Consider the following 22,954-nt stretch of genomic DNA (forward strand, 5'->3'; position numbering starts at 1 on the left):
GAAATCCCTTCGCTGCCGAGGAAGAAGACCGTACTGCATTGAGCTAGGAGTAGAGCTTCAGGTCGAATTGCTCCATTGTGCTTCCGATCTCCATGGAACCAGTTTCGGGGCCGGTGTAATCATCGTAGTTGCCAAAGGACAAGACACCTACCGCGTACAGTTTGCCGTCGATGGAAGCGTAGACAGGACCGCCGCTATCTCCGGGTACGCTCTCGCTGCCAAAGGTGAAGAGTCCTTGGTTTTCGAAGCGGTCAATGAAATCGTCGCAGGCAGCGCCTCCCGCGGAACCGGCAAAACACATCGTGGGCTTCTTGTGCGTGACATCCTCGAGGCTCATCCAACCGGCCAAAGGCGCATTGAAGGCCGGTGCGGTAGATACTTCGGCGGCTGGGTTGGACACTTCGATCAGTGCAATGTCGGCCGAGTTGATGCTATCGGTGTTGGTGTTGCGGGCCTTCTTTACCATCTGGCCTATCTCTACCGTACTGCCGGATTGATCCTCATAATAGAAGGTGTCGCCCGTGTCCCCGCAGTGCCCGGCGGTGAGGATAAAGAGGCGCTGCCCATCGCCAGCGAAATGACCGGTGGAGCACCGGCCACCGTTTGTGCCGTTGTAGATGGGCGCACCCGGCGTCAACACCCCCAGGCTCATGAAGTAATCGGCAGCTTCAGGAGCTATCAGGTTACGTCGGGGCTCCGGTCGCTCCGCTTGAGGGATTTCGGTGGTGTTATCCCAGAGCGCATCGCCGTCGAGGGGCTCCTCGAAGCCTTGCGTTGTTCCGGATGCTGCGGAACCCTGCCTGCGGTCGGAGTCGCTGACGGCGGGAAGATCGAGCGTCGTGGTGGAAATGGTGGTCTCAGCGGAAGAAGAGGTGCTGCAGGCGGATAACACGGACGCAGCGGTGGCCGCGGCGAGAATCGCAGCCAGGCGAGAGGAAAAGCGCATGGCGCGAGCCTAACCCACCGCATGTTTAAGGGCGCGAGTGCTGGGGACTGGTCCGTGCGGCGTTTGATCAGCCGAGCTTGCCGCGCCCTAAGCGCAGGAGGGCGGAGGCGATGGCGGGGCCTTCCTCCCCGAGCTCGTCGCGGAACTCATTGAGGATCGCGATTTCGCGGGTATGCACCAAACGGGTGCCGCCTGAGCTCATTCGCGTCTTACCAATGGTGCGCGAAATGTCGGTGCGGCGCTTGATAGCGTCGAGAATAACGCGGTCGAGGCGGTTGATCTCTTCGCGGTAGCGCTGAATCTCGGCATCACTCAGCGGGTCATCGGTGCCCGACGGCATGCGAATGTCGAGCCCATTGTCCACGACGTTGGGGTCTTGGTGCTCAGGGCTCAAGCCAGAGTCTGCGTTGCCAGGATGTGAAGAGCTCATGACATCAGATTGTGCCACCACGCCGGGAGAAAAGGGGAATTACCAGCTTTCACGCCGACCAGAAGTGCGGTGAGGGGCAATGTCCGGTGGTGCTAGTAGGTTGGAGAGCATTATGAATAACAAATCTCCTTTCGTCCCCCGTTCGTCTTCCGATTCTTCCACCGGCGGCCTGTTTCCCGCGCCCGGGAGCAACGTCGACGCCCCTTCCGGTCAGGGCTCTGATCCGTTGCTCGAGGGCTTAAATCCGCAGCAGGAAGAGGCTGTGACGCATTCGGGCTCGCCGCTGCTTATTGTGGCCGGCGCGGGCTCGGGCAAGACTGCAGTGTTGACTCGCCGCATTGCGTACCTTATGCGGGAGCGCGGGGTGGCCCCCTGGCAGATCCTCGCCATTACCTTTACCAACAAGGCAGCCGCGGAGATGAAGGAGCGCGTCGGCCAGCTTGTCGGCCCCGTCGCGGAGCGGATGTGGGTGTCCACCTTCCACTCGATTTGCGTGCGTATCTTGCGCAATAACGCCCAGCTCGTACCGGGCTTGAACACGAATTTCACCATTTATGACGGCGATGATGCCCGCCGGCTGCTCACCATGATTGCGAAGGACATGCAGCTGGATCTGAAGAAGTATTCGGCGCGTGTTCTGGCTAATCAGATTTCCAACCGCAAGAACGAGCTCATCTCCCCCGAGCAGGCGCGCGCGGAGGCAGAGAGGACGAAGAATCCTTTCGAGCTCACCGTGGCGAGCGTGTACGAGGAATACCAGCGCCGCCTGCGCGCGGCGAACGCGGTCGACTTCGATGACCTCATCGGAGAAGTAGTGCGCATCTTTAACCAGCACCCGCAGGTGGTGGAGTTTTATCGTCGCCGCTTTAAGCACGTGCTTATCGACGAATACCAGGACACCAACCACGCGCAGTATGCATTGGTCTCGGCTTTGGTGGGCAGGGGCGAGCTGCCGCCGGATGCGCCGGAACTGTGCGTGGTGGGTGATTCGGATCAGTCGATTTATGCCTTCCGTGGCGCTACCATCAGGAATATTCAGGAGTTCGAGCGGGACTACCCGCAGGCGCACACGATTTTGCTGGAGCAAAACTACCGTTCGACGCAGACCATTCTGAACGCGGCGAATGCGGTCATTGCGAAGAATGAGGGCCGCCGCGAGAAGAACCTGTGGACAGCCCACGGCCAGGGCGAGCAGATTGTCGGCTACGTCGCGGATAATGAGCACGACGAGGCGCGGTATATCGCCTCGGAAATTGATTCCTTGGCGGATAAGGGCACAGCTTATTCGGATATTGCAGTGATGTACCGCACCAATAACGCCTCGCGCGCGTTGGAGGATATTTTCGTGCGCTCGGGCATCCCGTACAAGGTGGTCGGTGGCACGCGCTTCTATGAGCGTCGCGAGATCCGGGACATGGTGGCCTACTTGCGCATCATGGATAATCCGGATGACACGGTGAGCTTGCGCCGCATTATCAACGTGCCGAAGCGCGCTATTGGTGACAAGGCACAAGCACAGATCGCTCTGCACGCGGAAAACCTTGGCGTGAGCTTTGGGGCTGCTCTTCGGGATGCAGCAGAGGGCAAGGTCGCGGGTCTCGGTACAAGGGCAGTGAATGCCGTCACCAAATTCAACGAGATGATGGAGGGCGTGCGCGCGCAGATTCCGGGCATGGTCAATGAGGTGACGGGCCAACCGGATTTGGGGGAGTTGCTCAACGCGCTTCTTGACGCCACCGGCTACCGCGCGGAGCTCGAGAACTCCAACGATCCGCAGGATGGTGCGCGCCTGGATAACCTCAACGAGTTGGTCTCGGTGGCCCGCGAATTCAGCTCCGAGGCGGCCAATGAGATGGCATTCATGGGTGCGGACGCAGAAGAAGCGCCCGAGCTAGCAGAAGGTGAAGCCGCGCCGGGCTCGCTTCAGGCGTTCCTCGAGAAGGTCTCGCTTGTGGCGGATGCGGACCAGATTCCGGACCATGAGTCCGGGGTGGTCACGCTGATGACGCTGCACACTGCGAAGGGCCTTGAATTCCCCGTCGTCTTCCTCACCGGCTGGGAGGATGGACAGTTCCCGCACATGCGCTCGCTGGGGGACCCGAAGGAGCTGAGCGAAGAACGCCGCCTGGCCTACGTGGGTATCACGCGTGCTAGGGAACAGCTCTACCTCACGCGCGCGATTCTTCGTTCGTCCTGGGGCAACCCGGTGACGAACCCGGCCAGTCGCTTCCTCGCCGAGGTCCCAGAGGACCTCATCGACTGGCGCCGTGAAGAACCAGACAGCTCGCTGTCTGGCGCGTGGGGCGGAGATGATTCCTACCAATACGGGCGAACCTTTGGCTCGGATAGCGGGTTCTTCCGTGGAGGCGGCTATGGCTCGCGGAGCGCTGCGTCTTCCCCTTCGCAGCGCTCGCGCAAGCCGGCCTCGGCAACGTCGATGCCGAAGAATAACCATCTCAATTTAGTTGTGGGGGACCGCGTCAACCACGCGAAATACGGGCTGGGCACGGTCATCGAGGCCTCCGGGACCGGCGCGCGGGCGACGGTCACCGTGGACTTCGGTTCAGCGGGCAAGGTTCGCCTCATGCTCATCGGCGGAGTGCCGATGGAAAAGCTCTGATGCTTTAGATGAGGATGCCGCGCTCGCTGAACCAGTCCACCGGATCGACGGCCGCGCCGCCGCCCGGGTGAACCTCGAAGTGCAGGTGCGGGCCGGTGGAGTGGCCCTCGTTGCCGATGACGGAGATTTGGTCGCCGGCCTCGACGCGGTCGCCGACGTCGACCAGCAGCTGGTCGCTGGGCATGTGGCCATAGACGGTGATGGTGCCATCGTCGTGCTGGATGCGGATCCAGTTGCCAAAGCCCTGGGCAGCGCCGGAGGAAATGACCTCGCCGTCCATGACAGCGTAGATGGGGGTGCCAATGGGGTTTGCCACATCGATGCCGTTGTGGAAGGAACCCCACCGCGGGCCGAAGCCAGAGGTGAAAGTTCCGGAGGTCGGAAAGACCACGGTGTTACCGTCCGCGTCCTGGCCGCGAGTAGGGGTGAGGCCGGAGTGATCGCCCTGCGGGGCGAAGGCCTCGGCGAGACCAGGAATGCTGGAGGGATCGAGGACGATCTCGAAGCCGTCCTGCGTGGTGTTGACCTCTGGGACGGATGCCCCGTTGAGGGCACCGGCTGTCGAAATGAGCAGCCCCGAGACGGCTTTGAAGAGGTCGGCCTTGGATTCTTCCTTGACTTCGATGTCGGCAGCGGACGGGTCCTTGGAGGACCCGTCGGAGACGTCCACGCTTGCTGCCGGTTCGGCGGCGAACGCTGGGGTCGTCACGGTGGCGGTGCTAACCGCCACGGCGGCGAGTGCGCTGAGCGTGCGCTTCATAACTTCACGTCCTTAAGTCCTGCTGTGGCCCGCTGGGTATGCGGCGGAAGCCTGTGAGCAATAGGGGAGCGGCCGTATCAGCCGCAGTGCGCCTTGCAGCCCGCGACACGCCGGTGCGGTTGCAACCGAGTGCTGAGGCTGTGTGGCAACGAGATACAAACTATCCCGCGGGACCACCCTGCGCAACGCTTAAAAATGCAGGTAAATCCAGGAATTGTTCGAAAAACTATCGAACAGCCCAGCGTGTTGCGCGTGTGAAAGGAGTGAAAATTGTTACAGGGGTAAAGTAGAGGTTTAAAGAATGGGGGTGAGATTTGGGGGGTGAAAAGTGCAGCGCTCCCGGCCAATCTTTCAGCCGAGAGCGCTGGGGTTGTGGGCGCTGCTACTAGGTCAACGCTTTTAAGTTAGGGAACGTGATTCGCTGCGATCCCGCGCGGTGAGCGGGGCCGTTTTGTCGCTGCGGTTGATCGCAGCCGCGAGGGCGGCAGCCAACAGTGGCACGACGAGCACGGCGAGGAATTGCCACCAATCCGGGGTGAAGTAGTCCTGCGGGCGCAAGCCATGGAGCGGCGTCGAGAAAACGTATCCTGAGCTATCGGCAAAGAAGTACGTGCCGAGATGTCCGGCAACCACACCAAAGAGCATGCTTACGGTGGCCAGCATCCACGTCTGCCATGCTGCCACCTTGGACATCAGCGAAGGGTCGGCGCCGATGGATTGCAGCACGGTGCTTTCCTGGCGCATGCTGCTCGCTGCGTTGGCAATGATGAGTGCGAGCACGATGAGGCAGACGATCCCCATTCCGAGGCCCAGGTAGTAGCGGAAGCTCTCGGGAGTAGAGACGGCGAAGCTTAACGAGTATTGCGATTGCGAGGCGCTCGCTGTCAGGTCTTGTAGCTCCTCACGCTCTGACTCGCTCGGTGGCTCGTCGAACGCGAGGGCTTGGCCCACGTAGAAGGGCTCCATGTTCAGCTTTTCTGCTGCCTGCTGGCTAATCAAGACCACGTCGCGGGCCGCGGTGGGTAGTGCCTCTACAACCGGCAGATCCGCGTCCTGTGCCCCGCTCGGTTCTTGGCTGTCAATGCGGTTATAGGATTTTACGGTCACCGTGCCATGAGTCTTATCGCCGACGTGGCTGCTGTGGGGAAGCACGATGCCGCCAGCATCCAGCGTTTGTGCCGCTGCGCGTCGATCTTCTTCTGAGTCGAACTGCCACAGATTGAGCTGGGAAGAATCCGTTTGAACCATCCTGCTTTGATAGATCAGCGGGTTATAGGGGAACGATGTCATCAACTCGTGGGCGCACTCCTGGCGAGCCTCTTCGGACTCATCGGTGCGCCGCCCCTGATTATCCACGAACACTGCCCTCTCAACCGGCTTGCTGAGATCGACCTGCTCGCACTGGTAATCAAACTCGGTGGTGAGCTCGTAAAAAGTGCCATCCTCTGGAAGGCTGTAGGACGTCGTCCACGAGGGGAAAGTGTAGAAGGGGTAGGTACGGGCAGTGGTGGTCTCCAGGATGGCCTCTACCGCTGCGCGTTCTTCCGGCGTGGACACCTGCGTTGGTTGCTCAAACGTCGCCTCCTCAATCAGCGCAGAAGTAGGCGGCATGACGAGCTTTTCTTCGGCGGTGGTCTTTGCGCTATCCGTCATGATGCCCACACCAAACAGGGAGGCTACGAAGGCAACTGAAACGAGAGCGATGGACGTCGGCAAGGCATGCATGCTGCGCCGGGTCAGGCCGCGTCCAGCCAGACGCAACGCGAGGGGGCCGCGGCGCGACAGCAGGGAGCACAAGAAGACCAAGGCCGGGGCAGACGCGGCAACCGCGATGACTCCGAAGAGAGCCAGCACCGTGGGGATGTACTGTCCCCAGGGGGTGAAGCTGAATAACACGAGCAGAAGCAGGAATGCAGGGCCGATGGCCATCCACCGCCGGAAGCGCAAGAGGCGGTCGGGAGCAGCTCCCTGGATTGCAGTGGAGAGGGCACCACGTTGCGCCAACCACGCGGGAACGATGGAGACAATGACACAGCCTGCCACCGCCACGAGCCATGCGAGGCCAATAGCTAGGAAGGGCGGGCGTGCGGCAAAGTCCGGGTAGCGGGCTGCCCACCACGCCCACGAAGCTGCCAGGCCAACAACCACGCCGATGGTGGCGCCGATAAGCCCCATCAGTAGGCCATAAGCCATCACCGCGAACATGATGTGGCGCGGTAGTGCGCCCTGGCTCGACATCAGCGCGTACAGGCGTGTATTGCGTCCGGTAGCCAGTGTGAAGACGGGCGTGAGAAGGAAAAGGATGAGCAATCCGGCGATGGCGTAGAGGCCAAAGAAGAAGAGCACGAAAAGAATACTGCTCAGGATTCCGCCAAAGGAATCCGGCTCAGAATCGGGCCGGTCCGTATCCCGCAGCTCCGGTGCCCAGATTTCCAGCCCGGCTTCACGGGCACGGTCGGCATCCTCCTTGGTCAGCGTTGTATCACCCACGATGGCCCAGGTGGTGCGTGTTGTAAAAGAAGGGTCGCTGAGGGCCTCATTGAGGGTGGGGGAGGTGACAAAATCATAGTTTTCGGGAGCAATGGCCGCGACTGTGGCTTGGTGGTCACTGCTGAGGGCGTTGGTGCGCACGGTGATAACGTCCCCCACGGAGGCGTCGATCTTGCGCGCGGTCGAACGCGATAGAACTGCCTGGTTGGGGCCGAGGTTGAACTTATCGACGGCCTCCTGTGCTGGCTCCGGCGGATTCTCCGCGTCGAACTGATCTACCCAGGAGTTGGTTGACTTCCCATTATGGATTAGTGACGTGCTAGAAAAAGTGGTGACCGGGCTGACGCTGAGGCCCTCAGGAAGCACCTCGGCAGCCAAGCGTGGTACGTCTTCGTTGCTAATGTCCGAGCGCTCGGCGCTGATCTGCCGCTCGGGTGAGCTCAAGGCCGCGGAGAGCCGACCGGAGGAATTATCAAAGAGCGCCATTCCAATCACGAGTGCCACTGGCAGTGCGATGAGCAAAACGGCGGCTAGCGTGCGCCACGGGTGACGCCACAGGTCGCGCCTCGTCGGGCGGGTGGCGGCATTAATGCCGGACATACTAATGCACCTCCTCGCCGGTCAAACGCCCGTCGCGAACCATGACGACACGGTCGGCCCAGCCCGCGAAACGCGGCTCGTGGGTAACCAAAATGCCGGAGGCACCGGCGTCGATGCGTGCGCGCAGGACCTTCATGATCTCTTCGCCCGTCGAGGTATCCAAGGCGCCGGTGGGCTCATCCGCAAGCAGCACCTTGCGTGGCCCGATGAGCGCGCGGGCAATGGCCACGCGCTGGGCTTGGCCACCGGAGATTTCTTCCGGGAAGCGGTCGATGGTGCCGTCGAGGCCGACCTCACTGAGAGCTTCCTCTGCGGCCTCGCGGCACTGCGCAGGCGAAAGTCCGTCCAGTTCGAGGGGCAGGGACACGTTCTCGCCCACGGTGAGGGAGGAGACCAAGTTGAAGTGCTGAAACACCAGTCCCAAGTGGCGGCGGCGGGCGATGGCCGCTTTAGCTTTGGAGAGCTGGGAGGCGTCGGCGCCGTCGAGAAGCACGCGCCCTGATGTTGGCGGCTGCAGCAAGCCCGCGACGTTGAGCAAGGTGGACTTGCCGGAACCAGAAGGGCCCATGACGGCTACCAGTTCGCCCGGCTGCAGCTGCAAGTTCACGGAATCCAAGGCAGTTACCTGGCGGGCACCGCTGCCGAAGACGCAGGTAATGTTTTCGAGCTCGAGAGGAAACGGCATGTGCTGGGTCGTGGGCGCGGAGTTGGGGGTCATCGCGGGTCCTCCTCGGTGGTGGTTGGGTTGGTTAGGGATTCCACGCGGTCGAGCCAGCGTGAGAGAGATTCCAGGTCGAAGATTTGGCGCTCGACGGCCAAACGCTGGGCGCTGCGTTCCGCAGGCAACTCAGAGGCCTGACGGTTGAGCTCGCGCAGTTGGCGGACGGTGGCGAAGCGTTGGGCGTCGAGGACGGCAATGACGTCGACGTCGGAGCGTCGTGCAGCAAGCGATACTTTGAGCACGAGCTCATCGCGCTCGATGGCGTCGTTGTGCAAGGTGGACATCCACCACTGTGAGAGTTCCTCGCGGCCAGCGGGGGTGATGGCGTAGCTAGTGGAGCGCCGCCCGGTCGGGCCGGTGAGCTCACCGTCGGTGGCGATGAGACCATCGCGCTCCAAGCGGCTCAAAGTTTGGGCGACTTGGCCCATGTTGAGCGGCCAGAGGTTGTCGAAGGTCTCGGCAAAGCGGTTTTTGATGTGGCTGGCAGTAGCGGGCTCTTCACTCAGCAGCGCAAGCACGGAATGTTTGACGGACATGGTCACCTCCTTGGCGGAGGGCAAGGGAGGAAATCTTTCGGTACATACCCAGTAAGTTACTGGGTAACTTTCTGTCCGGTCAACGGTTGGGGCAGGCGGGGGTGGAAGGTGGGGGAATGCACAAGGCGGTATAGGGCAACAGTGCCCTATACCGCCTTAGCGCTGGAGGAAGGCTTTAAAAGCGTGGCTTAGCTGATGTTGATGCCGCGCTCTGCGAGCCACGGAATCGGGTCCACGGCGCCCTCGCCGGTGGGGTGAATTTCGAAGTGCAGGTGAGAACCGGTGGAAAAGCCCAGGGAGCCCATGCCGGCGATCTTCTGGCCAGCGTGGACGCGCTCGCCCACGGCGACGTCGAGAGTCTGCATGTGGCCGTAGACGCTCATGGAGCCGTCATCGTGCTTGATGCGGATCCACTGGCCATAGCCGGATGCCGGGCCGGAGTCGATGACGGTGCCGCCCATAACGGCGAGGATGGGGGTGCCCACGGCATTTGCGATGTCAATGCCGGAGTGGAAGGAGCCCCAGCGGGGGCCGAAGCCGGAGGTGAAAGTGCCCTCTGCGGGGCGGGCGATGGTCGGCGCGCGGTTAGCTTCATCAGCGGCGGCGCGGGCATCGGCGGCCTGGATGGCCTTGTCGAGCTGCGTAGCCAAGTCGGCGACCGGCTTGGACTCGGCGATGGCGAGGATCTGCGGGGCTGCGTCTTCGACGGCAGCCTGCGCGTTCTTCAGCGGATCGGTATCTGCCTGCAGGGTGTAGTCGACGGACTGTGCCTTGGTTTCCCCGGCGCCAGCGGATTGGATAGTACCTGCTGCTGCGCCGCCAACGCCTGCGGTGGATACAGCGCCTGCCGCAACAGTCATCACTGCCAGACGTCCCTTCGCGGTCTGTGCGGTGGTGATTTTGCGGTGGCGTCCTACGCTTCGCTGAGTCTTGCTTCGCATGAACTCTTCTTCCGTCCTCAATTCACTATCGCCCGCCCAGAGCAAACGTTACGTTTCAATCTGGGTGGTTATCCGATTGTGACCTTCCTGTTACCAACGAGATGTAACAGTAGCGTCTCGGCGAATGCAGAGCAAGCCAGATTGCGGTTTTTCTTCTGGATATCTGGGAAGAGCCGCACATAATGAAACGACAGCTGATTCCTGTGAATGAAGTGAATCAATCTCCGTGGAGTCGCCGGGGCTTTCCGTGGTCGGCATGAGTAGTGCGCACTCGTGAAGTTTTCCTTCGGGGGTGTCCCGCACCATTTAGCGCTTACCTCGCCGCGCCACCCCCGGTGGGGGAGGGGGCCGTGGCAAAGTGGACGCCGATGAATAAGAACACGAGTCCCCAGTCCAGGTCGTCAGCTCGTCCACGCGCGCACGTGCGTGGGCGCGGTGATAGTGCTGAGCACTCTGAGCGCGGGCACCGCAGAGATCGTCGAGATCCAGCGCAGCGCATCAAAGGGGTCGAGTCCGACAAGGCTCGCGCCCGCCGCGCGCAGGCCCCGACCACGCTCCGCGGGCGTATCCGCCGCATGCTCATCGTCGTTGGCGTTCCGAACCTCGTCGTCGTGCTGGGCATTCTCGTGGTCGCTATCGCGGCACTGCTTCTGACAAGTTCCCCGTCGGCATGGCTGCCCACCATCGTCGGGGAAGCATGGATGGTCTTTAACCTTGCGCCTATTCGCGCGGGCGGTATTGACGTGGGCTTTATCCCGGTTCTGCCTGCGCTGCTCCTAGCCTGGCTGGTGGGGCGGCGCGTGCGGGCGGCGGTTAAGGATAAGGCGAGCATTAACGACCTCATCGTTTTGAGCGTGTGCGTGTTGCTGGTTCCCTTAGCCCTTACTGTCATCGCATGGCTGATGCTGTGGGACGCTGGCAAGGTCTACGATGTTTCCCCTCCGGAGCTGTACCGTGTGCTTCCCCGTATGTTGTTATTGCATGCGGTCGCCCTCATTGGTGGAATGGGCCCACGCCTGTGGAAGGCCCTGGCCAAGCGCAGCGGGGTCCCCCGCGTGTTCGTCGATGCCGCCCAGATAGGCTTGAGCTACCTCGGATACCTTTTTGCTGCTGGTTTCATTCTCGCGGTGGTCTTGTGGGGAGTCGGTTGGACGCGTCAATCAGAGATGCTCGCCGAGTATCCAGTCCTTAATGCACTGGGAACCGCCGGTCTTTTCCTGCTGAGTATTCTTTATCTCCCCAACGCTGCCGTGGCTGCGGGAGCGGTGCTGAGCGGTTCGGAGCTGCACATCGGTGAAGGCACCAGCGTGAGCCTCTTTAGCGGCCACGTGGTTCCGCTTCCACCGCTGCCGTTGGCTGCCGCAGTTCCGCCATCTATCAATCCTTGGGCGGCGGTCTTGTTGATCATCCCAGCAGTTGCAGCAGTGGTGGCGTTTTACCGTCGCCGTGCACTGGCCTCCTTCCAGGTTGCGCTCGTGGCCACCGCTACCGCCGCGGTAGCCGCTCTCGTGGCTGTGTACGGCGTGTCCGGCGCGCTGGGGGTGTACGGCTACACCGGTCCCGAGGTATGGACCGCGGTGGGCCTGAGCTGTCTGTGGTGCCTAGTCGTGGGGTGTGCATTCGCAACGGCACAGGCAGTGACATCGTGGCGTGCGCGCCGCGCGGCTGCCACGGAGGCTGCTCCTGAAGCGCCCGCAGAGACTGAAAAGACCGTGCACACACCCGTCAACACGGCGAATGCTGTGCCGGTTTCTGCCTTGCTTGACGACGTCCCCGTTACCGAAGAACCCTCGGCCGAAGACGCGGCCGAAGCCGATGCCGAGGCTGACACGGAGACCGAGGCTGACGTGATTGACGCAGGGGTCGTCGAGTCGGACGACGCCGAGAGCGAGAATGCAGAAGAGAATGAGGATGAAGAGCCAGCCGAGGATGCCGAACCGGGGACCGGGGAAGTGTCTGAGGCAGAGGACGAGGCCCCCTCTAAGGAGTAAAATTCCCCGGTTCAGGGCGGCAGCGGCTAGGCTGTAGCGCGTGACTACACCGCACCAGCCCGCTGCTTCTGCCCGCCTTAACGTCGTGGTTCTTGTTTCTGGAACCGGCTCTTTGCTCCAGGCCATCCTCGATGGCCAGGATGAGCGCTATGGCGTCGTGAAGGTCGTCGCGGACGTGCCCTGTCAAGGCATTGAGCGCGCGCAGGCGGCGGGAATCGCCACCGAGGTCGTAGAGATGGGTGCTGACCGCGCCGAATGGAATAAGCGTCTGGTTGCCGCAGTGGATTCTGCGCAACCAGACGTTGTTGTTTCTGCAGGTTTTATGAAGATCCTGGGGAAGGATTTTCTGGATCGCTTCGAAGGTCGCACCATCAATACCCACCCCGCGCTCTTGCCCGCCTTCAAAGGCGCGCACGGCGTGCGCGATGCGCTGGCCTACGGCGCCAAGGTCACAGGCTCGACCGTCCACTTCGTAGATGCCGGCGTCGATACCGGCGCCATCATTGCCCAAGAGCCCGTGCGGGTCTTGCCGGGGGATGATGAGGCCAGCTTGCACGAGCGCATCAAAGTGGTCGAAAGAGAACTCATCGTTGCCGTCCTTCGCGCCACGCGCGTGAAGGACGAGGAACTCAGTATTCAGCTCTAACTACCTCTCATTACCGCAAGGAAGGCTTAAGTCCCCGTACCATGAGCGAAGATCGTAAGAACATCAAGCGCGCACTCATCAGCGTGTACGACAAGACCGGTTTGGAGGACCTTGCCCGGTCCCTGGATAAGGCCGGCGTGGAGATCGTTTCCACCGGTTCCACCGCGAAGAAGATCGCGGACTTGGGCATTGAGGTCACGCCCGTCGAGAAGCTCACCGGCTTCCCGGAGTGCCTCGAGGGTCGAGTCAAGACCTTGCACCCGCGCGTGCATGCGGGGATCCTGGCGGATACCCGCAAGGAGGACCACCTGAAGCAGTTGGAGGAGCTGGAAGTGGATCCGTTCCAGCTCGTCGTGGTGAACCTGTACCCCTTCCGTGAGACGGTGGCTTCTGGCGCAGACTTTGATGGCTGCGTGGAGCAGATCGATATCGGTGGCCCGTCCATGGTGCGCGCGGCTGCCAAGAACCACCCGTCTGTTGCTGTGGTCGTGGATCCGGCTCGCTACGGCGAGGTAGCTGACGCTGTGGCCAACGGCGGCTTTACCCTGGAGCAGCGCCGCGGTCTGGCCCGCGATGCCTTCCTGCACACCGCTGATTACGACGCCGCGGTGTCCGCATGGTTCGTCGATCAGCTCAGCGAGGGCGAGGAGACCACCCCGCTGCGCTACGGCGAGAACTCTCACCAGAAGGCAACCGTGACCCGCATCGGTACCACTGGTTTGGCCAACGCGAAGCAGTTCAACGGCAAGGAGATGAGCTACAACAACTACCAGGATGCCGACGCCGCCTGGCGCGCCGCCTGGGATCACGAGCGCCCGTGCGTGGCCATCATCAAGCACGCCAACCCGTGCGGCATCGCGGTGTCTGAGGAGTCCATCGCGGCTGCTCACCGCGCGGCTCACGCCTGCGACCCGATGTCTGCCTTTGGCGGAGTCATCGCTGTGAACCGTGAGGTCACCGTGGAGATGGCCGAGCAGGTCAAGGAGATTTTCACCGAGGTTATTGTGGCTCCGTCCTACGAGGAAGGCGCCATCGAGGTTCTCAAGGCTAAGAAGAACCTGCGCATCCTGCAGGCCGAGCATGAAGCACCGGAGAGCGAAGTTAAGTTCATCTCCGGCGGCGTGCTCACCCAGGAGCCGGATACCTACCAGGCAGAGGGCGATAACCCGGCCAACTGGACCCTGGCTGCTGGTGAGGCTCTGAATGAGTCCGACCTGGCGCAGCTGGAGTTCGCCTGGCGTTCCGTTCGTGCGGTGAAGTCCAACGCCATCTTGCTGGCCAAGGACAACGCCACCGTGGGCGTGGGCATGGGCCAGGTCAACCGCGTGGACTCTGCAAAGCTGGCAGTCGAGCGCGCTAACACGCTTGCCGACGGCACCAACCGCACCGAAGGTTCCTTCGCTGCTTCCGATGCCTTCTTCCCCTTTGCCGATGGCCTGGAGGTTCTCCTCGAGGCTGGTGTCAAAGCCGTGGTTCAGCCGGGTGGTTCCATCCGCGATGAAGAGGTCATTGAGGCCGCTCAGAAGGCCGGCGTGACCATGTACTTCACCGGCACTCGCCACTTCTTCCACTAAGCCTGGCAAAGGCGCTGCCATGGGCAGCACACAGCCGCTTCCTTCATTCCTGCGCACCACTGCGTGGGAAGGGGAGGCGGCTTTCGCGTGCACGCGAGCTATCCCTCGAGGACAATAACTGCCCTAAACGACGAAGTTATGCGCCGCCACCGCGGTCAGAGCCTATAACTTTGGCAACAAGGGCAGCTTCGGCGCCACGGCGTGATGGCCCGGCGGTGCGCGCTACTGCGCGTGGAGGGAAGCCACCGCGAAGCCAGAGTTGTCCGCGGGATTGCCGCGGGCGTCCTTATAAGTAAAAGTAAAGCGCAGTTCCTGGTGGTCTGCGATGTTGATGGGCATTTCGAGAGCTTCCTCTGCTGGAACCTCGAAGGAGGCCAGCTCAGCACCGTCAGCGCCGTTGACGGTAACGGTGGCACTGGCAACGTTCGTATTTGCGCGGTCATCGCTAAATCCAAAGACAGCGATAAGTTGGCTGTGTCCTTCGCTCAGCTGCACGTCAGCGATGTTGGTGCTGCCGGACTGCGAGACATAGGAATCCGGGAAGAACGTGCGGGCAATGACTACGCCGCCTGCTTCCAAGTCGGTGTCGATGCGCGCGGACGTGGTGATTGGAGCTCCCGCGAGCGAGGCGGTCGTCGTCGGCTCAGAGGAGGCACCGGTCTGCGAATCGTCGGAGGATTCGCGGCCCCAGATAAACCACGCGCCCACACCGAGGACCACAGCCAGCACGATGAATAGGGAGATCAGCGCCGCAATAGCGCCGCTGAATCGTCCCTTGCCTTGTGGAGGAGCAGGCGCGGAGTACTGGGACGGCTGGGGTTGGGGCGGCGGTGTAGGTGCGCCACCACCGAAGGAGGACGGCGCGGGGGCACCTGTTGGCTGCCCACCAAACGGCGGTGTGTTGCCAAAGCCACTCGGGCGAGCCTGTGGCTGGCCGGGTGGAACGGGAGAACCGCCGGGGCGGCCAAACCCGGGGGAACCGAAGCCGGAAGGGCCGGAGTTATGCGGCGGCGTGCCCGAAGGGCCGGTAGGAAAAGTCATGGCGGGAGAATAACAGCCTTTCCGTGCGCAGGAAGGGGGAGCAAAGAGGTACCTCTAATAATTTAAACTCTGTGACACCGTCCGTGTGGTGTGAGAGACACTCCCGTGGGAGTACTCCCCACCGCGTACGAACGCCACCGTCACCAGTGCGGCTGTGTAAAGATAGTAAAGATAGAAACGTGCCCACAGGGCGCACTCGACATGTCTAGATCTACGGAGGCCTCGGTGACTGATTCAGATCGCAACCATGGATTCGGCTCCCAGCACCCGCAAGGAAATGGTGGCCAGCCACAGCCTTCCCGCAAGGAAACTCACCCGGACACTGTGGATTTTGAGGCCCCGCCCACCCAGGAACGCCCCGTGCACCCTCGGGCCTTCCCGCAGGAAGGTGAGCGCAACTACTCCAACCCCTTCGCCCACTCCGGAGCGCAAGGCAACTACGCCCAGCAGCAGTTTCCCACCCAGCAATTCCCGCCCCAGTCAGCACCGCAGGGCGGCGGCCAGTACGAACAACAGCCGTTTGCTTATTCCACTGCTTATTCGGAGAGCGCGCCGGCACACCGTGGTTCCGGCAACGGCGGAAAGTATGTGCTCATTGCCGTGCTGATCTTGGCGGTGCTGCTCGTCATTGCCGCGCTGGCCTACCTTATCTTCTTTAAAAATAGCGGCACGGGAACTCAGGCTGATGCGCCCCTGACCACCGCGGCGCAGCTCACTGAGGACAACGACGACACCCAGGAGACGGCCTCCGCGGCGGATGAGGCGGAAAAGACCACGGAGGAGACTACGACGAGCTCCGCCTCACAGAAACGCCCGGAGCACCCCGATTTGCCTGCGGGGGCGATACCGGCGAACGACGCCGCGCGGAAAAATGAGCCCGGCGGCAACTTCAACAGCGTCTACCGCGGCACTGAGGTGACGTCGGAGCCATTCGCCAACGCAGTGCGCGACGAGTACGTCAAGCACTGGGTGGATACCCATGAGTATGACGCCACGATTGAGGCCTACAGCCCAACCACCAAGCAGAACTACACAATGGATTGCTCCGATAACGGTGAATTTGTCACCTGCAAAGGTGGCAACAATGCGGTTGTGTACATCCTCTAATACGCAGGCGGTCAATGATGAAACATGCAGCAGCACGAGTGGTGATCGCGGGGATTGCGGTGGCGTCGCTAAGCGCCTGCACCATCGGCGATGTCTCCGCGCCGGAGCAACCCACGGCAGCGAGCAGCCCCCAGCCCACCCTGCCTGAGTCCACCCCCGAAAAGGAGCCACCCGTGATTGAGGCCTCCGACATCCACGAAGCCCTCGAAGCCATCGCGGCCGACAACCCGGGGACCGGAATCGCGGTGGCCGGCGCAGATACCGTCGCCGCAGCAGGCATCACAGACCCGCAGTCCGCATGGTCCACGGCGAAGGTGCCGCTGGCCATTGCCGCCGAGCGCGCCGGCGTGGCCGATCCGGAGACCGTGTCGCGGGCGATTACCTTTTCCGATAATGCCGCGGCCGATTCCCTCTGGGAAGCACTGGGTGGGGGAGAGCACGCCGCGCAGGCAACCCAGGAGATCATTGGCACGGCTACTGTCCCCGCCACGCCGCCGCGCCCCGGCTTTAGTGCATTTGGCCAAACGCAGTGGCCGGTAGCCGAGCAAGCAGAGTTTGTCGCCGACCTGGGATGCCAGCAGGGCACTGACCCCGTTCTGGCAGCCATGGGACAGCCCGATCCCGCACAGCAGTATGGGCTGGGCACCCTCGAAGGATCAGTCATGAAGGGCGGCTGGGGCCCAGCCGAGGACGGGGCCTATGAAGCCCGCCAGATGGGGCTTGTCTCACTGGGCGGGCACACGGTGGCGGTGGCCATCTATGCCAAGGCCGAATCCGGGGACTACGGAGAAGCCCAGCAGATGCTCACGCGCCTAGTCAAGCAGCTCGCCGCCGCCGAGGTGGAATGGCCCGATGCAGGCTGTCAGCAAGGCGCGGTCTAAGGACCCCTAGCGCGGCCAGTAATCCTCGAAGGTCCCGGCCTCGCCATCGATGTCATAGTCCGTGCCGCGGATGGTGAGTACGGAACCGGTGTCCTCGCCGCTGGTGGGGTCGAGGATGGAGGCGGTATAGGAGCTGCCCTCACCCCGGGCCGGTCCGAAAGCGGCACCGTTAGACCACACGCCGCGGTAGAAGAGCGAGTCCTGCTTTTCGCAGATAACGATGTGCGAATCCGGATCGGAGCCCGCGGCGGCAAAGACCATGTCCTCGCCCTGCTGGCAACGCGCCTCCGGGTAGTCGGACCAGCCGGCCGCGGTTAGGCCCTCTGGGACGTCAGCAGCTCCAGGGCTGGCTGAGGTCTCTGGTGCTTCCTCGCTCGGCGCGCCTTCCGTGTCCTCTTCTTCGTCGTCTTCTGGTGCGGTTTCTTCCGCGGAGGATTGCGCTTGCTCCGAGGATTCGGCGGTACTGGGGGTTTCCTGGCCGGTGGAGCGGACGTGATTCCAGATCACGGCACCGGAAATCAGGAGTGCGATAAGGATGGCGATCGCGCAGATGATCGGAACGAGGTTGCGCTGGTCGGGCTGGGTCTGCTGAGGCCCGCCGTGCACAGGGCTCGTGTGCTCGTAGGGGTTAGTGCCAAATCCTGGGGTGGTCATAGGGTCCTTGGAAAACTATAGAGAACAACAGGTAGCATAACTGGCTCCCGCATGCCTGACTGAACCACGGTGAAGTCCCCTCCATTTGGGGGCGATGGGACATGGCACCCTCATGCTTGGTTGTGCATATGGTGCAATGGGGCGGTGACTAATTCCTACTTCGTGCAATGGCTGACCCAGCAGAAGCGGTACACCAACGTGTACCTGCTGGGTGAAGGCGGCATGGGGCAGGTCTTCCATGCCACCGATCCGGATCTTTCTCGTGAGCTTGCCGTCAAGGTGCTGCTGGATGATGTCCGCGATGAAGCCTCCCGCGCCCGCTTCAACAACGAAATGAAGGCGCTGACCAAGATTGGCAGTCACCCGGGAGTGGTCCAGTTCTATTCCAAGGAGTCCACGCCGCGCGGTGACGACGTCATGATGATGGCGTTCATCGACGGCGGAACCCTGGCGCACGCCATCCGGGAACGCGCGCAGGAAGGCCGGGGGTTTAGCGTGGCTGAGGTGGTCTACTACCTCACGCCGATTGCCTCGGCGCTGGACTACATGCACCACGAGCTACATCCCGGGTGGGTACACCGCGATATCAAGCCCGCAAATATCCTGTTGCGCAAGACCCCGGGCAGCCTGCCGCCTGCCGTGCTCAGCGATTTCGGGATCAGCATCGAAGAGGGGCAATCCCGTCTGACGAAGGTTGGCCACATCGTGGGCACTGAAAAGTACCTGGCCCCGGAAAATAATGGTCATGCCTATGGCGATGACGATATGTCGGCGCGCGCGGATGACTACTCGCTAGCGCTTATTGCATTCGAGATGCTCACGCTGCATCACCTCAAGGACACGATGCCGCGCAGTGAGTGGGAAGGGCAGCGGCGCATCCCGGACTTGTCTAGTGATGCTTTCACGACGTTCCTGGCGAAGGACACCGCACGGGTGGTGACTCAGGTGCAGACTGTCCTGAACAAGGCGCTGGATAGCGTGCCCATGCAACGCTATGCGCGCGCCCGGGATTTCATTGCCGCGCTTGACGACGTCTCCCGTTCCCAGCCCACCACCAACCAGGCGACGGAACCCGCGCAGCCACGGCAGGCAAAAACCCCTGGGCAGCCGACGCAATACTGGCCGCGACCTGCCGGTTCCTTTGGGTCTGTCGAGCAGGCTATGCCGACCGGTTTTGTAGCTCCCGCTAACCCTGTCGCCTCACCCGGGACGGTATCTCCCTCCACGCCGGTGACTCCTGCGGTACCGGGGGCTACCGTTCACAAGCGTGCCGCGGCAGAGCCTAGAGCTGCCAAACCAGCCGCAAAGGATAATCAGAACGCTCTGATCATCACAGTCACCGTTGTTGTCATCATCCTCATTTTCGTGGTGACATGGGCCATCGTGTCCTAGTCCCCAACAAGCTGGGGCAAGCGGCTTGTCCCCGCAGTACTGTGGTGAGAGTCGCTACACTGTAGGGCATTGTTGAGGCATATCGCCGAGCCGAACGGCGATGTGCGCGAATTGTCCAGCCGCCTACGGAGGTGTCCATGAGCCAGCAACAGCCACTCCCATCGCACGACGCGCCCCGGGGGCCCAGGTTGCGCATCGATGACCTGATCGGCGGCGTACTGGTCATGGCACCAGGCGAGGAAGTAGTCGTCGGCCGCGCTGGTGACTTCCGGATTGGCGAGGGGGATCTCACCCTGCACCGTCAGCTTTTCCAACTGTGGTACGGCGGTCAAGGCTGGATGATCTGCAACGTAGGCAGCCACATTCCGCTGCGCATCGAGCTGCGCGGGGTTAAGGGTTTCTCCCGCATCGATCTCGGCCCGCGCTCGGTGGCGGCCGTGCCGCCGGGCCCGTCACGAATTACGTTTGAAACCCCGGAATGCCCTTATGAGCTTTACATCGATGTCGAAAACAGCAACTACTCGCGTCGGACTAAGCGCGAGCAGGACCTCGATGAGGAGCGCACCCGCACCCGCCATGTGCCCAACGATGAGCAGGAGGAGCTGCTTTGCCAGCTAGCCAGCTACCTCAAGAAGCCGGGCTCAACTGATGCCGATATTCCCTCGGTGCGCGAGATTGCTGAGGCTCTGGACTGGACCGAAAAGAAAACCAACCACAAGATGGATCGCCTCGTGGACAGTCTTCGGGCGGACGGCGAAAAGGCCTATAAACCGTATAAGACCTTCTTGGCGCATTACGCCATCCGGCACGGTCGTTAGCGCGTCGTCTTCTTACGGTCGGCCGCGGCAGCGGCGGCTGCCGAGATGGAGTCGTTGCGGTTCTTCAGCAGCTCCAAGGTAGTGGCTTCGGCGTTGTCGGGAGGGGTGGTGCCGAGGACTGCTAGGGCGGCGTCGGCAAGCATGGCGGATTGCTCCGGCACGCGCTGCGAGGCGTCGAAAGGCGCGGTGCCATCGTTGGGGCGCATCTCAATGACGGAAAGCGCGATGTGGAAAGGCAGCTCCACGCGCGGGTCATCATCACCAACAATGCCAGCGGCGGCAGTGCGGAAGTGATCCTTGAGGCGATCACGCTGCTCGTGGTACTCGCCGAACTCCGGGGAGTTAGCCACCGGAAGCTGGTACAGGCGGCCCACGTTCCACGCCGACGTCAAGAGCAGGCGGGACTCCGCGGCCACCAGGGACCACAGGCGCTGCGCCGGCGCTGCATCCGAGGCCGCGAGCTCCTCCGCCAGCTCGAGTGAGGGCTCGATGGTGGAATTCAGCAGCGTGAGGAAGATATCCGTCTTGGAAGGGAAGTGATAGTACAGCGATGCCTGCCGGATGCCGACGGCATCGGCGATCTGGTGCGTCGAGGTTGTCGCAAAGCCCTGGGTAGTGAAGAGCTCGGATGAGGCATCCAGGATTTCCTCGCGCGCGGTGTTTCCCCGGCGGCGTGGGCTATTCTTCCTTGGCCTGCCAACGCTACCTGCCATGAGGCGGACTCCCTTCGATAAAACTTATGCAATAACTGACAGCAAGTCAGTAATCGTACACCCCGCCGCGAACGGCGTTCGTCAAAGCGTAGCTTTGACTTCAGCTAACCACATTACCGTGCCGGATCATTATGGATTCGACGGCAGCGGAGACTGTGCGGCACGCCGAGCCGTAGGCGGTGCGGTCCAATGGCGGAAGGTCTTCGAGAATAACGCTGTGCTTGTCGACGCCTTCGTACCACCGCCCCAATTCCAGCGCGATGCCCGTGCCCCACGCCAGGCTCAGGCCTTCTGCCTCGGCTGCGGTGAGCAATTCGCGCTCCACGCCAATAGCAAGGCGGTCAGGGGTGGGCCGAGGTGCCGGCGCCGCCCAGCGGGCGATGGCCGAAACGGGGGCGAGTAGGGAACGGCGAATGGACACCTCGGCGGAGCGGTCCGGCAGCCCATCCACGAGTTTGAGGGGCGCTGGGCGCTGCGAAACAGCCTCGGCATAGAGTTCCTCCTCGCCGCCGGTGCCCAGCGGCAGGCCGGCATCAGCGCGGGTTGAGGCGCATTCCTCCACCGCGCCGCAGGGCAATCCGGCCTCGATGATGACTTGCTCCAGCTGCTCGTCGGCGCCCAGCCAGGTGATGGGGAGTGAGGGGAGAAGATCCCCGCGGGCGGCAGCGCCTGTCAGCCGCACAGGGCTAGCCAGACCCGGGGAGCGAACAATATCGGTGACCACGCGGGAAAACCACGCCGCAAGCTCGACCCCGTCGGTCCGGTGGGCGGTGGCATTGCGCAGAAGGTCCTGGGCTTCTTCCAATAGTCCACGCGCGTGGGCGGGGGAGTGGCAGTGGGCGGCCAGTTCACTGAGATCAGTGAGGGATTCGTGCAGCGGCATTAGGTGTTAGTTGCCTTTCCGTCAGGGGCTTTCTAGCTCTTCAATGTAGCACTGGGAATTTGTGGGGCGGCAGAGCAACCGCCCTAGCCGCGAAAACGACGACCGCCGCCTGCCTGCCCCGAGAGGGGGAAGGAGGCGGCGGCCTGAAAGCTCTTTTGTCCTGTCCTAGTGAGTCACGAGTACAGCGGCAAAAGTGCGCTGTTGAAACCAGCTAGTGTTTAGCGGGACGTGAACGGCAGGAGAGCCATTTCGCGTGCGTTCTTGACGGCAGTAGCAACCTGACGCTGCTGCTGCGGGGTCAGACCGGTGACGCGACGGGAGCGGATCTTGCCGCGGTCGGAGATGAACAGACGCAGGGTCTTGATCTCCTTGTAGTCAACCTTCTCAATGCCCTCGGCCTTGAGCGGGTTCTTCTTCGGGCGGCGGGTCTGCTCCATACGGAACTTCTTGTGGTTATTACGCTTGACAGCCATTGTATGGGTACCCCTTTACCAGCTGGACTTGCGAACGCCCGGCAGCTCACCACGGTGAGCCATGCCGCGCATACGGACACGGGACAGACCGAACTTGCGGAGGTAACCGCGCGGACGTCCATCAGCGGAGTCGCGGTTACGGACGCGGACGCGGGCGGCGTCGCGCGGCTGACGGTTCAGCTCGAACTGCGCCTCGAGGCGCTCTTCGTCCGGGGTGTTCGGGTTTTTGATGATTGCCTTGAGCTCAGCGCGACGCTCCGCGTAGCGGGCGACGATTTCCTTGCGCTGCTCGTTCTTGGCGATCTTTGACTTCTTAGCCATAAATTATCGCTCCTCGCGGAATTCGACGTGCTTGCGGACGATCGGATCGAACTTCTTCAAGGTGATGCGATCCGGGTTGTTGCGCTTGTTCTTACGGGTCACGTAGGTGTAACCGGTGCCCGCAGTGGACTTCAGTTTGATGATTGGACGGATGTCATTACGTGCCATCTTTAGATCTTCTCCCCACGTGCGCGAATCTTAGCCACGACGGACTCGATGCCATCGCGGTCGATGATCTTCATGCCCTTGGTGGAAACGGTCAGGGTGATGGTACGGCCCTCAGAGGGCAGGTAGTACCGACGACGCTGCACGTTGGGGTTCCAACGGCGCGAGGTGCGGCGGTGCGAGTGCGAGACCTGCTTGCCGAATTCCGGCTTGCGGCCCGTTACCTGGCAAATAGCCGACATGGGTCTTCT

At 62.1% G+C, this 22,954-nt stretch carries 23 protein-coding genes; 8 read left to right on the forward strand and 15 right to left on the reverse strand.

All coding sequences use genetic code 11. The annotated features are described in order from the left end of the window. Positions 1-43 precede the first annotated feature (43 nt). Both HMPREF3056_RS08365 and HMPREF3056_RS08370 read right to left on the reverse strand, forming a co-directional pair. Positions 44-946: a trypsin-like serine protease gene (locus tag HMPREF3056_RS08365; protein ID WP_070754550.1), complete on the reverse strand. Its 903-nt coding sequence runs from the start codon at positions 944-946 to the stop codon at positions 44-46. Between the two features lie 67 nt (positions 947-1,013). Continuing rightward, positions 1,014-1,376, reverse strand: coding sequence for a chorismate mutase (locus HMPREF3056_RS08370; RefSeq protein WP_070510536.1), 363 nt, complete (start codon positions 1,374-1,376; stop codon positions 1,014-1,016). A gap of 112 nt (positions 1,377-1,488) precedes the next feature. Here HMPREF3056_RS08370 and pcrA point away from each other — a divergent pair, with 112 nt between their 5' ends. Further along, positions 1,489-3,996 carry a DNA helicase PcrA gene (gene pcrA, locus HMPREF3056_RS08375; RefSeq protein ID WP_070701554.1) on the forward strand — a complete coding sequence of 836 codons (2,508 nt, stop codon included), beginning with the start codon at positions 1,489-1,491 and terminating at the stop codon, positions 3,994-3,996. Positions 3,997-4,000: 4 nt separating this feature from the next. Here pcrA and HMPREF3056_RS08380 read toward each other — a convergent pair whose 3' ends face one another. The 5 genes from HMPREF3056_RS08380 to HMPREF3056_RS08400 all read right to left on the reverse strand — a co-directional run bounded on the left by HMPREF3056_RS08380 (position 4,001) and on the right by HMPREF3056_RS08400 (position 10,044). After that, positions 4,001-4,756 carry a M23 family metallopeptidase gene (locus HMPREF3056_RS08380; RefSeq protein WP_070754551.1) on the reverse strand — a complete coding sequence of 252 codons (756 nt, stop codon included), beginning with the start codon at positions 4,754-4,756 and terminating at the stop codon, positions 4,001-4,003. Positions 4,757-5,155: 399 nt separating this feature from the next. Beyond that, positions 5,156-7,846, reverse strand: a complete 2,691-nt coding sequence (locus HMPREF3056_RS08385) for an FtsX-like permease family protein (protein ID WP_070754552.1) — start codon at positions 7,844-7,846, stop codon at positions 5,156-5,158. Between the two features lies 1 nt (position 7,847). Then, the gene (locus tag HMPREF3056_RS08390; RefSeq protein WP_070681917.1) at positions 7,848-8,564 is read right to left on the reverse strand and encodes an ABC transporter ATP-binding protein; all 717 of its coding nucleotides are present in this window, start codon (positions 8,562-8,564) and stop codon (positions 7,848-7,850) included. Beyond that, on the reverse strand, positions 8,561-9,103 hold the full coding sequence (locus HMPREF3056_RS08395; RefSeq protein WP_070754553.1) for a PadR family transcriptional regulator: 543 nt from the start codon (positions 9,101-9,103) through the stop codon (positions 8,561-8,563). The genes HMPREF3056_RS08390 and HMPREF3056_RS08395 overlap by 4 nt, the downstream gene beginning before the upstream one ends. Before the next feature lie 188 nt (positions 9,104-9,291). Next, a complete protein-coding gene (locus tag HMPREF3056_RS08400; protein ID WP_046646979.1) occupies positions 9,292-10,044 on the reverse strand; it encodes a M23 family metallopeptidase in 753 nt (250 codons plus the stop codon). 368 nt (positions 10,045-10,412) lie between these two features. Between HMPREF3056_RS08400 and HMPREF3056_RS08405 the strand changes: the two genes are divergently transcribed. Genes HMPREF3056_RS08405 through purH form a run of 3 tightly spaced genes read left to right on the forward strand, consistent with a single transcriptional unit; the run spans position 10,413 to position 14,255 of the window. Next, the gene (locus tag HMPREF3056_RS08405) at positions 10,413-12,035 is read left to right on the forward strand and encodes a cell division protein PerM (RefSeq protein ID WP_246822492.1); all 1,623 of its coding nucleotides are present in this window, start codon (positions 10,413-10,415) and stop codon (positions 12,033-12,035) included. 40 nt (positions 12,036-12,075) lie between these two features. Next, positions 12,076-12,681: a phosphoribosylglycinamide formyltransferase gene (gene purN, locus HMPREF3056_RS08410; protein ID WP_070754555.1), complete on the forward strand. Its 606-nt coding sequence runs from the start codon at positions 12,076-12,078 to the stop codon at positions 12,679-12,681. Between the two features lie 41 nt (positions 12,682-12,722). Continuing rightward, positions 12,723-14,255 carry a bifunctional phosphoribosylaminoimidazolecarboxamide formyltransferase/IMP cyclohydrolase gene (gene purH, locus HMPREF3056_RS08415; protein WP_070754556.1) on the forward strand — a complete coding sequence of 511 codons (1,533 nt, stop codon included), beginning with the start codon at positions 12,723-12,725 and terminating at the stop codon, positions 14,253-14,255. Positions 14,256-14,477: 222 nt separating this feature from the next. Here the strand turns inward: purH and HMPREF3056_RS08420 are convergent, their stop codons facing one another. Next, positions 14,478-15,296 (reverse strand): flagellar basal body-associated FliL family protein, encoded by an 819-nt coding sequence (locus tag HMPREF3056_RS08420; protein WP_070510425.1) that lies wholly within the window; start codon positions 15,294-15,296, stop codon positions 14,478-14,480. A 225-nt stretch (positions 15,297-15,521) separates the two neighbouring features. Between HMPREF3056_RS08420 and HMPREF3056_RS08425 the strand changes: the two genes are divergently transcribed. Both HMPREF3056_RS08425 and HMPREF3056_RS08430 read left to right on the forward strand, forming a co-directional pair. Then, a complete protein-coding gene (locus HMPREF3056_RS08425) occupies positions 15,522-16,403 on the forward strand; it encodes a hypothetical protein (RefSeq protein WP_046646974.1) in 882 nt (293 codons plus the stop codon). Between the two features lie 14 nt (positions 16,404-16,417). Then, positions 16,418-17,284, forward strand: a complete 867-nt coding sequence (locus HMPREF3056_RS08430; protein WP_070701566.1) for a hypothetical protein — start codon at positions 16,418-16,420, stop codon at positions 17,282-17,284. 6 nt (positions 17,285-17,290) lie between these two features. Here HMPREF3056_RS08430 and HMPREF3056_RS08435 read toward each other — a convergent pair whose 3' ends face one another. Further along, entirely contained in the window at positions 17,291-17,938 is a 648-nt protein-coding gene (locus HMPREF3056_RS08435; RefSeq protein WP_070754557.1) for a hypothetical protein, read from the reverse strand. Positions 17,939-18,082: 144 nt separating this feature from the next. Between HMPREF3056_RS08435 and HMPREF3056_RS08440 the strand changes: the two genes are divergently transcribed. Together HMPREF3056_RS08440 and HMPREF3056_RS08445 are read left to right on the forward strand one after the other, a co-directional pair. Next, entirely contained in the window at positions 18,083-19,330 is a 1,248-nt protein-coding gene (locus HMPREF3056_RS08440) for a serine/threonine protein kinase (RefSeq protein WP_049154191.1), read from the forward strand. A gap of 137 nt (positions 19,331-19,467) precedes the next feature. Further along, positions 19,468-20,148, forward strand: a complete 681-nt coding sequence (locus HMPREF3056_RS08445) for a hypothetical protein (RefSeq protein ID WP_046646970.1) — start codon at positions 19,468-19,470, stop codon at positions 20,146-20,148. Here the strand turns inward: HMPREF3056_RS08445 and HMPREF3056_RS08450 are convergent. From HMPREF3056_RS08450 to rpmB, 6 genes are all read right to left on the reverse strand, one after another. Then, positions 20,145-20,861: a TetR/AcrR family transcriptional regulator gene (locus HMPREF3056_RS08450; protein WP_070545568.1), complete on the reverse strand. Its 717-nt coding sequence runs from the start codon at positions 20,859-20,861 to the stop codon at positions 20,145-20,147. The two genes, HMPREF3056_RS08445 and HMPREF3056_RS08450, sit on opposite strands and share 4 nt — an antisense overlap. A gap of 100 nt (positions 20,862-20,961) precedes the next feature. Beyond that, positions 20,962-21,744 (reverse strand): hypothetical protein, encoded by a 783-nt coding sequence (locus HMPREF3056_RS08455; RefSeq protein WP_070754558.1) that lies wholly within the window; start codon positions 21,742-21,744, stop codon positions 20,962-20,964. 218 nt (positions 21,745-21,962) lie between these two features. Next, positions 21,963-22,217 (reverse strand): 30S ribosomal protein S18, encoded by a 255-nt coding sequence (gene rpsR, locus HMPREF3056_RS08460; protein ID WP_010187626.1) that lies wholly within the window; start codon positions 22,215-22,217, stop codon positions 21,963-21,965. 15 nt (positions 22,218-22,232) lie between these two features. After that, positions 22,233-22,538 (reverse strand): 30S ribosomal protein S14, encoded by a 306-nt coding sequence (gene rpsN, locus HMPREF3056_RS08465; protein ID WP_010187625.1) that lies wholly within the window; start codon positions 22,536-22,538, stop codon positions 22,233-22,235. Positions 22,539-22,541: 3 nt separating this feature from the next. Beyond that, positions 22,542-22,706 (reverse strand): 50S ribosomal protein L33, encoded by a 165-nt coding sequence (gene rpmG / locus HMPREF3056_RS08470; RefSeq protein WP_010187624.1) that lies wholly within the window; start codon positions 22,704-22,706, stop codon positions 22,542-22,544. A 2-nt stretch (positions 22,707-22,708) separates the two neighbouring features. Next, positions 22,709-22,945 (reverse strand): 50S ribosomal protein L28, encoded by a 237-nt coding sequence (rpmB, locus tag HMPREF3056_RS08475; protein ID WP_010187623.1) that lies wholly within the window; start codon positions 22,943-22,945, stop codon positions 22,709-22,711. Positions 22,946-22,954: the final 9 nt, after the last annotated feature.

Source organism: Corynebacterium sp. HMSC056F09 (assembly GCF_001815785.1).
GTDB classification, from domain to species: domain Bacteria; phylum Actinomycetota; class Actinomycetes; order Mycobacteriales; family Mycobacteriaceae; genus Corynebacterium; species Corynebacterium hiratae.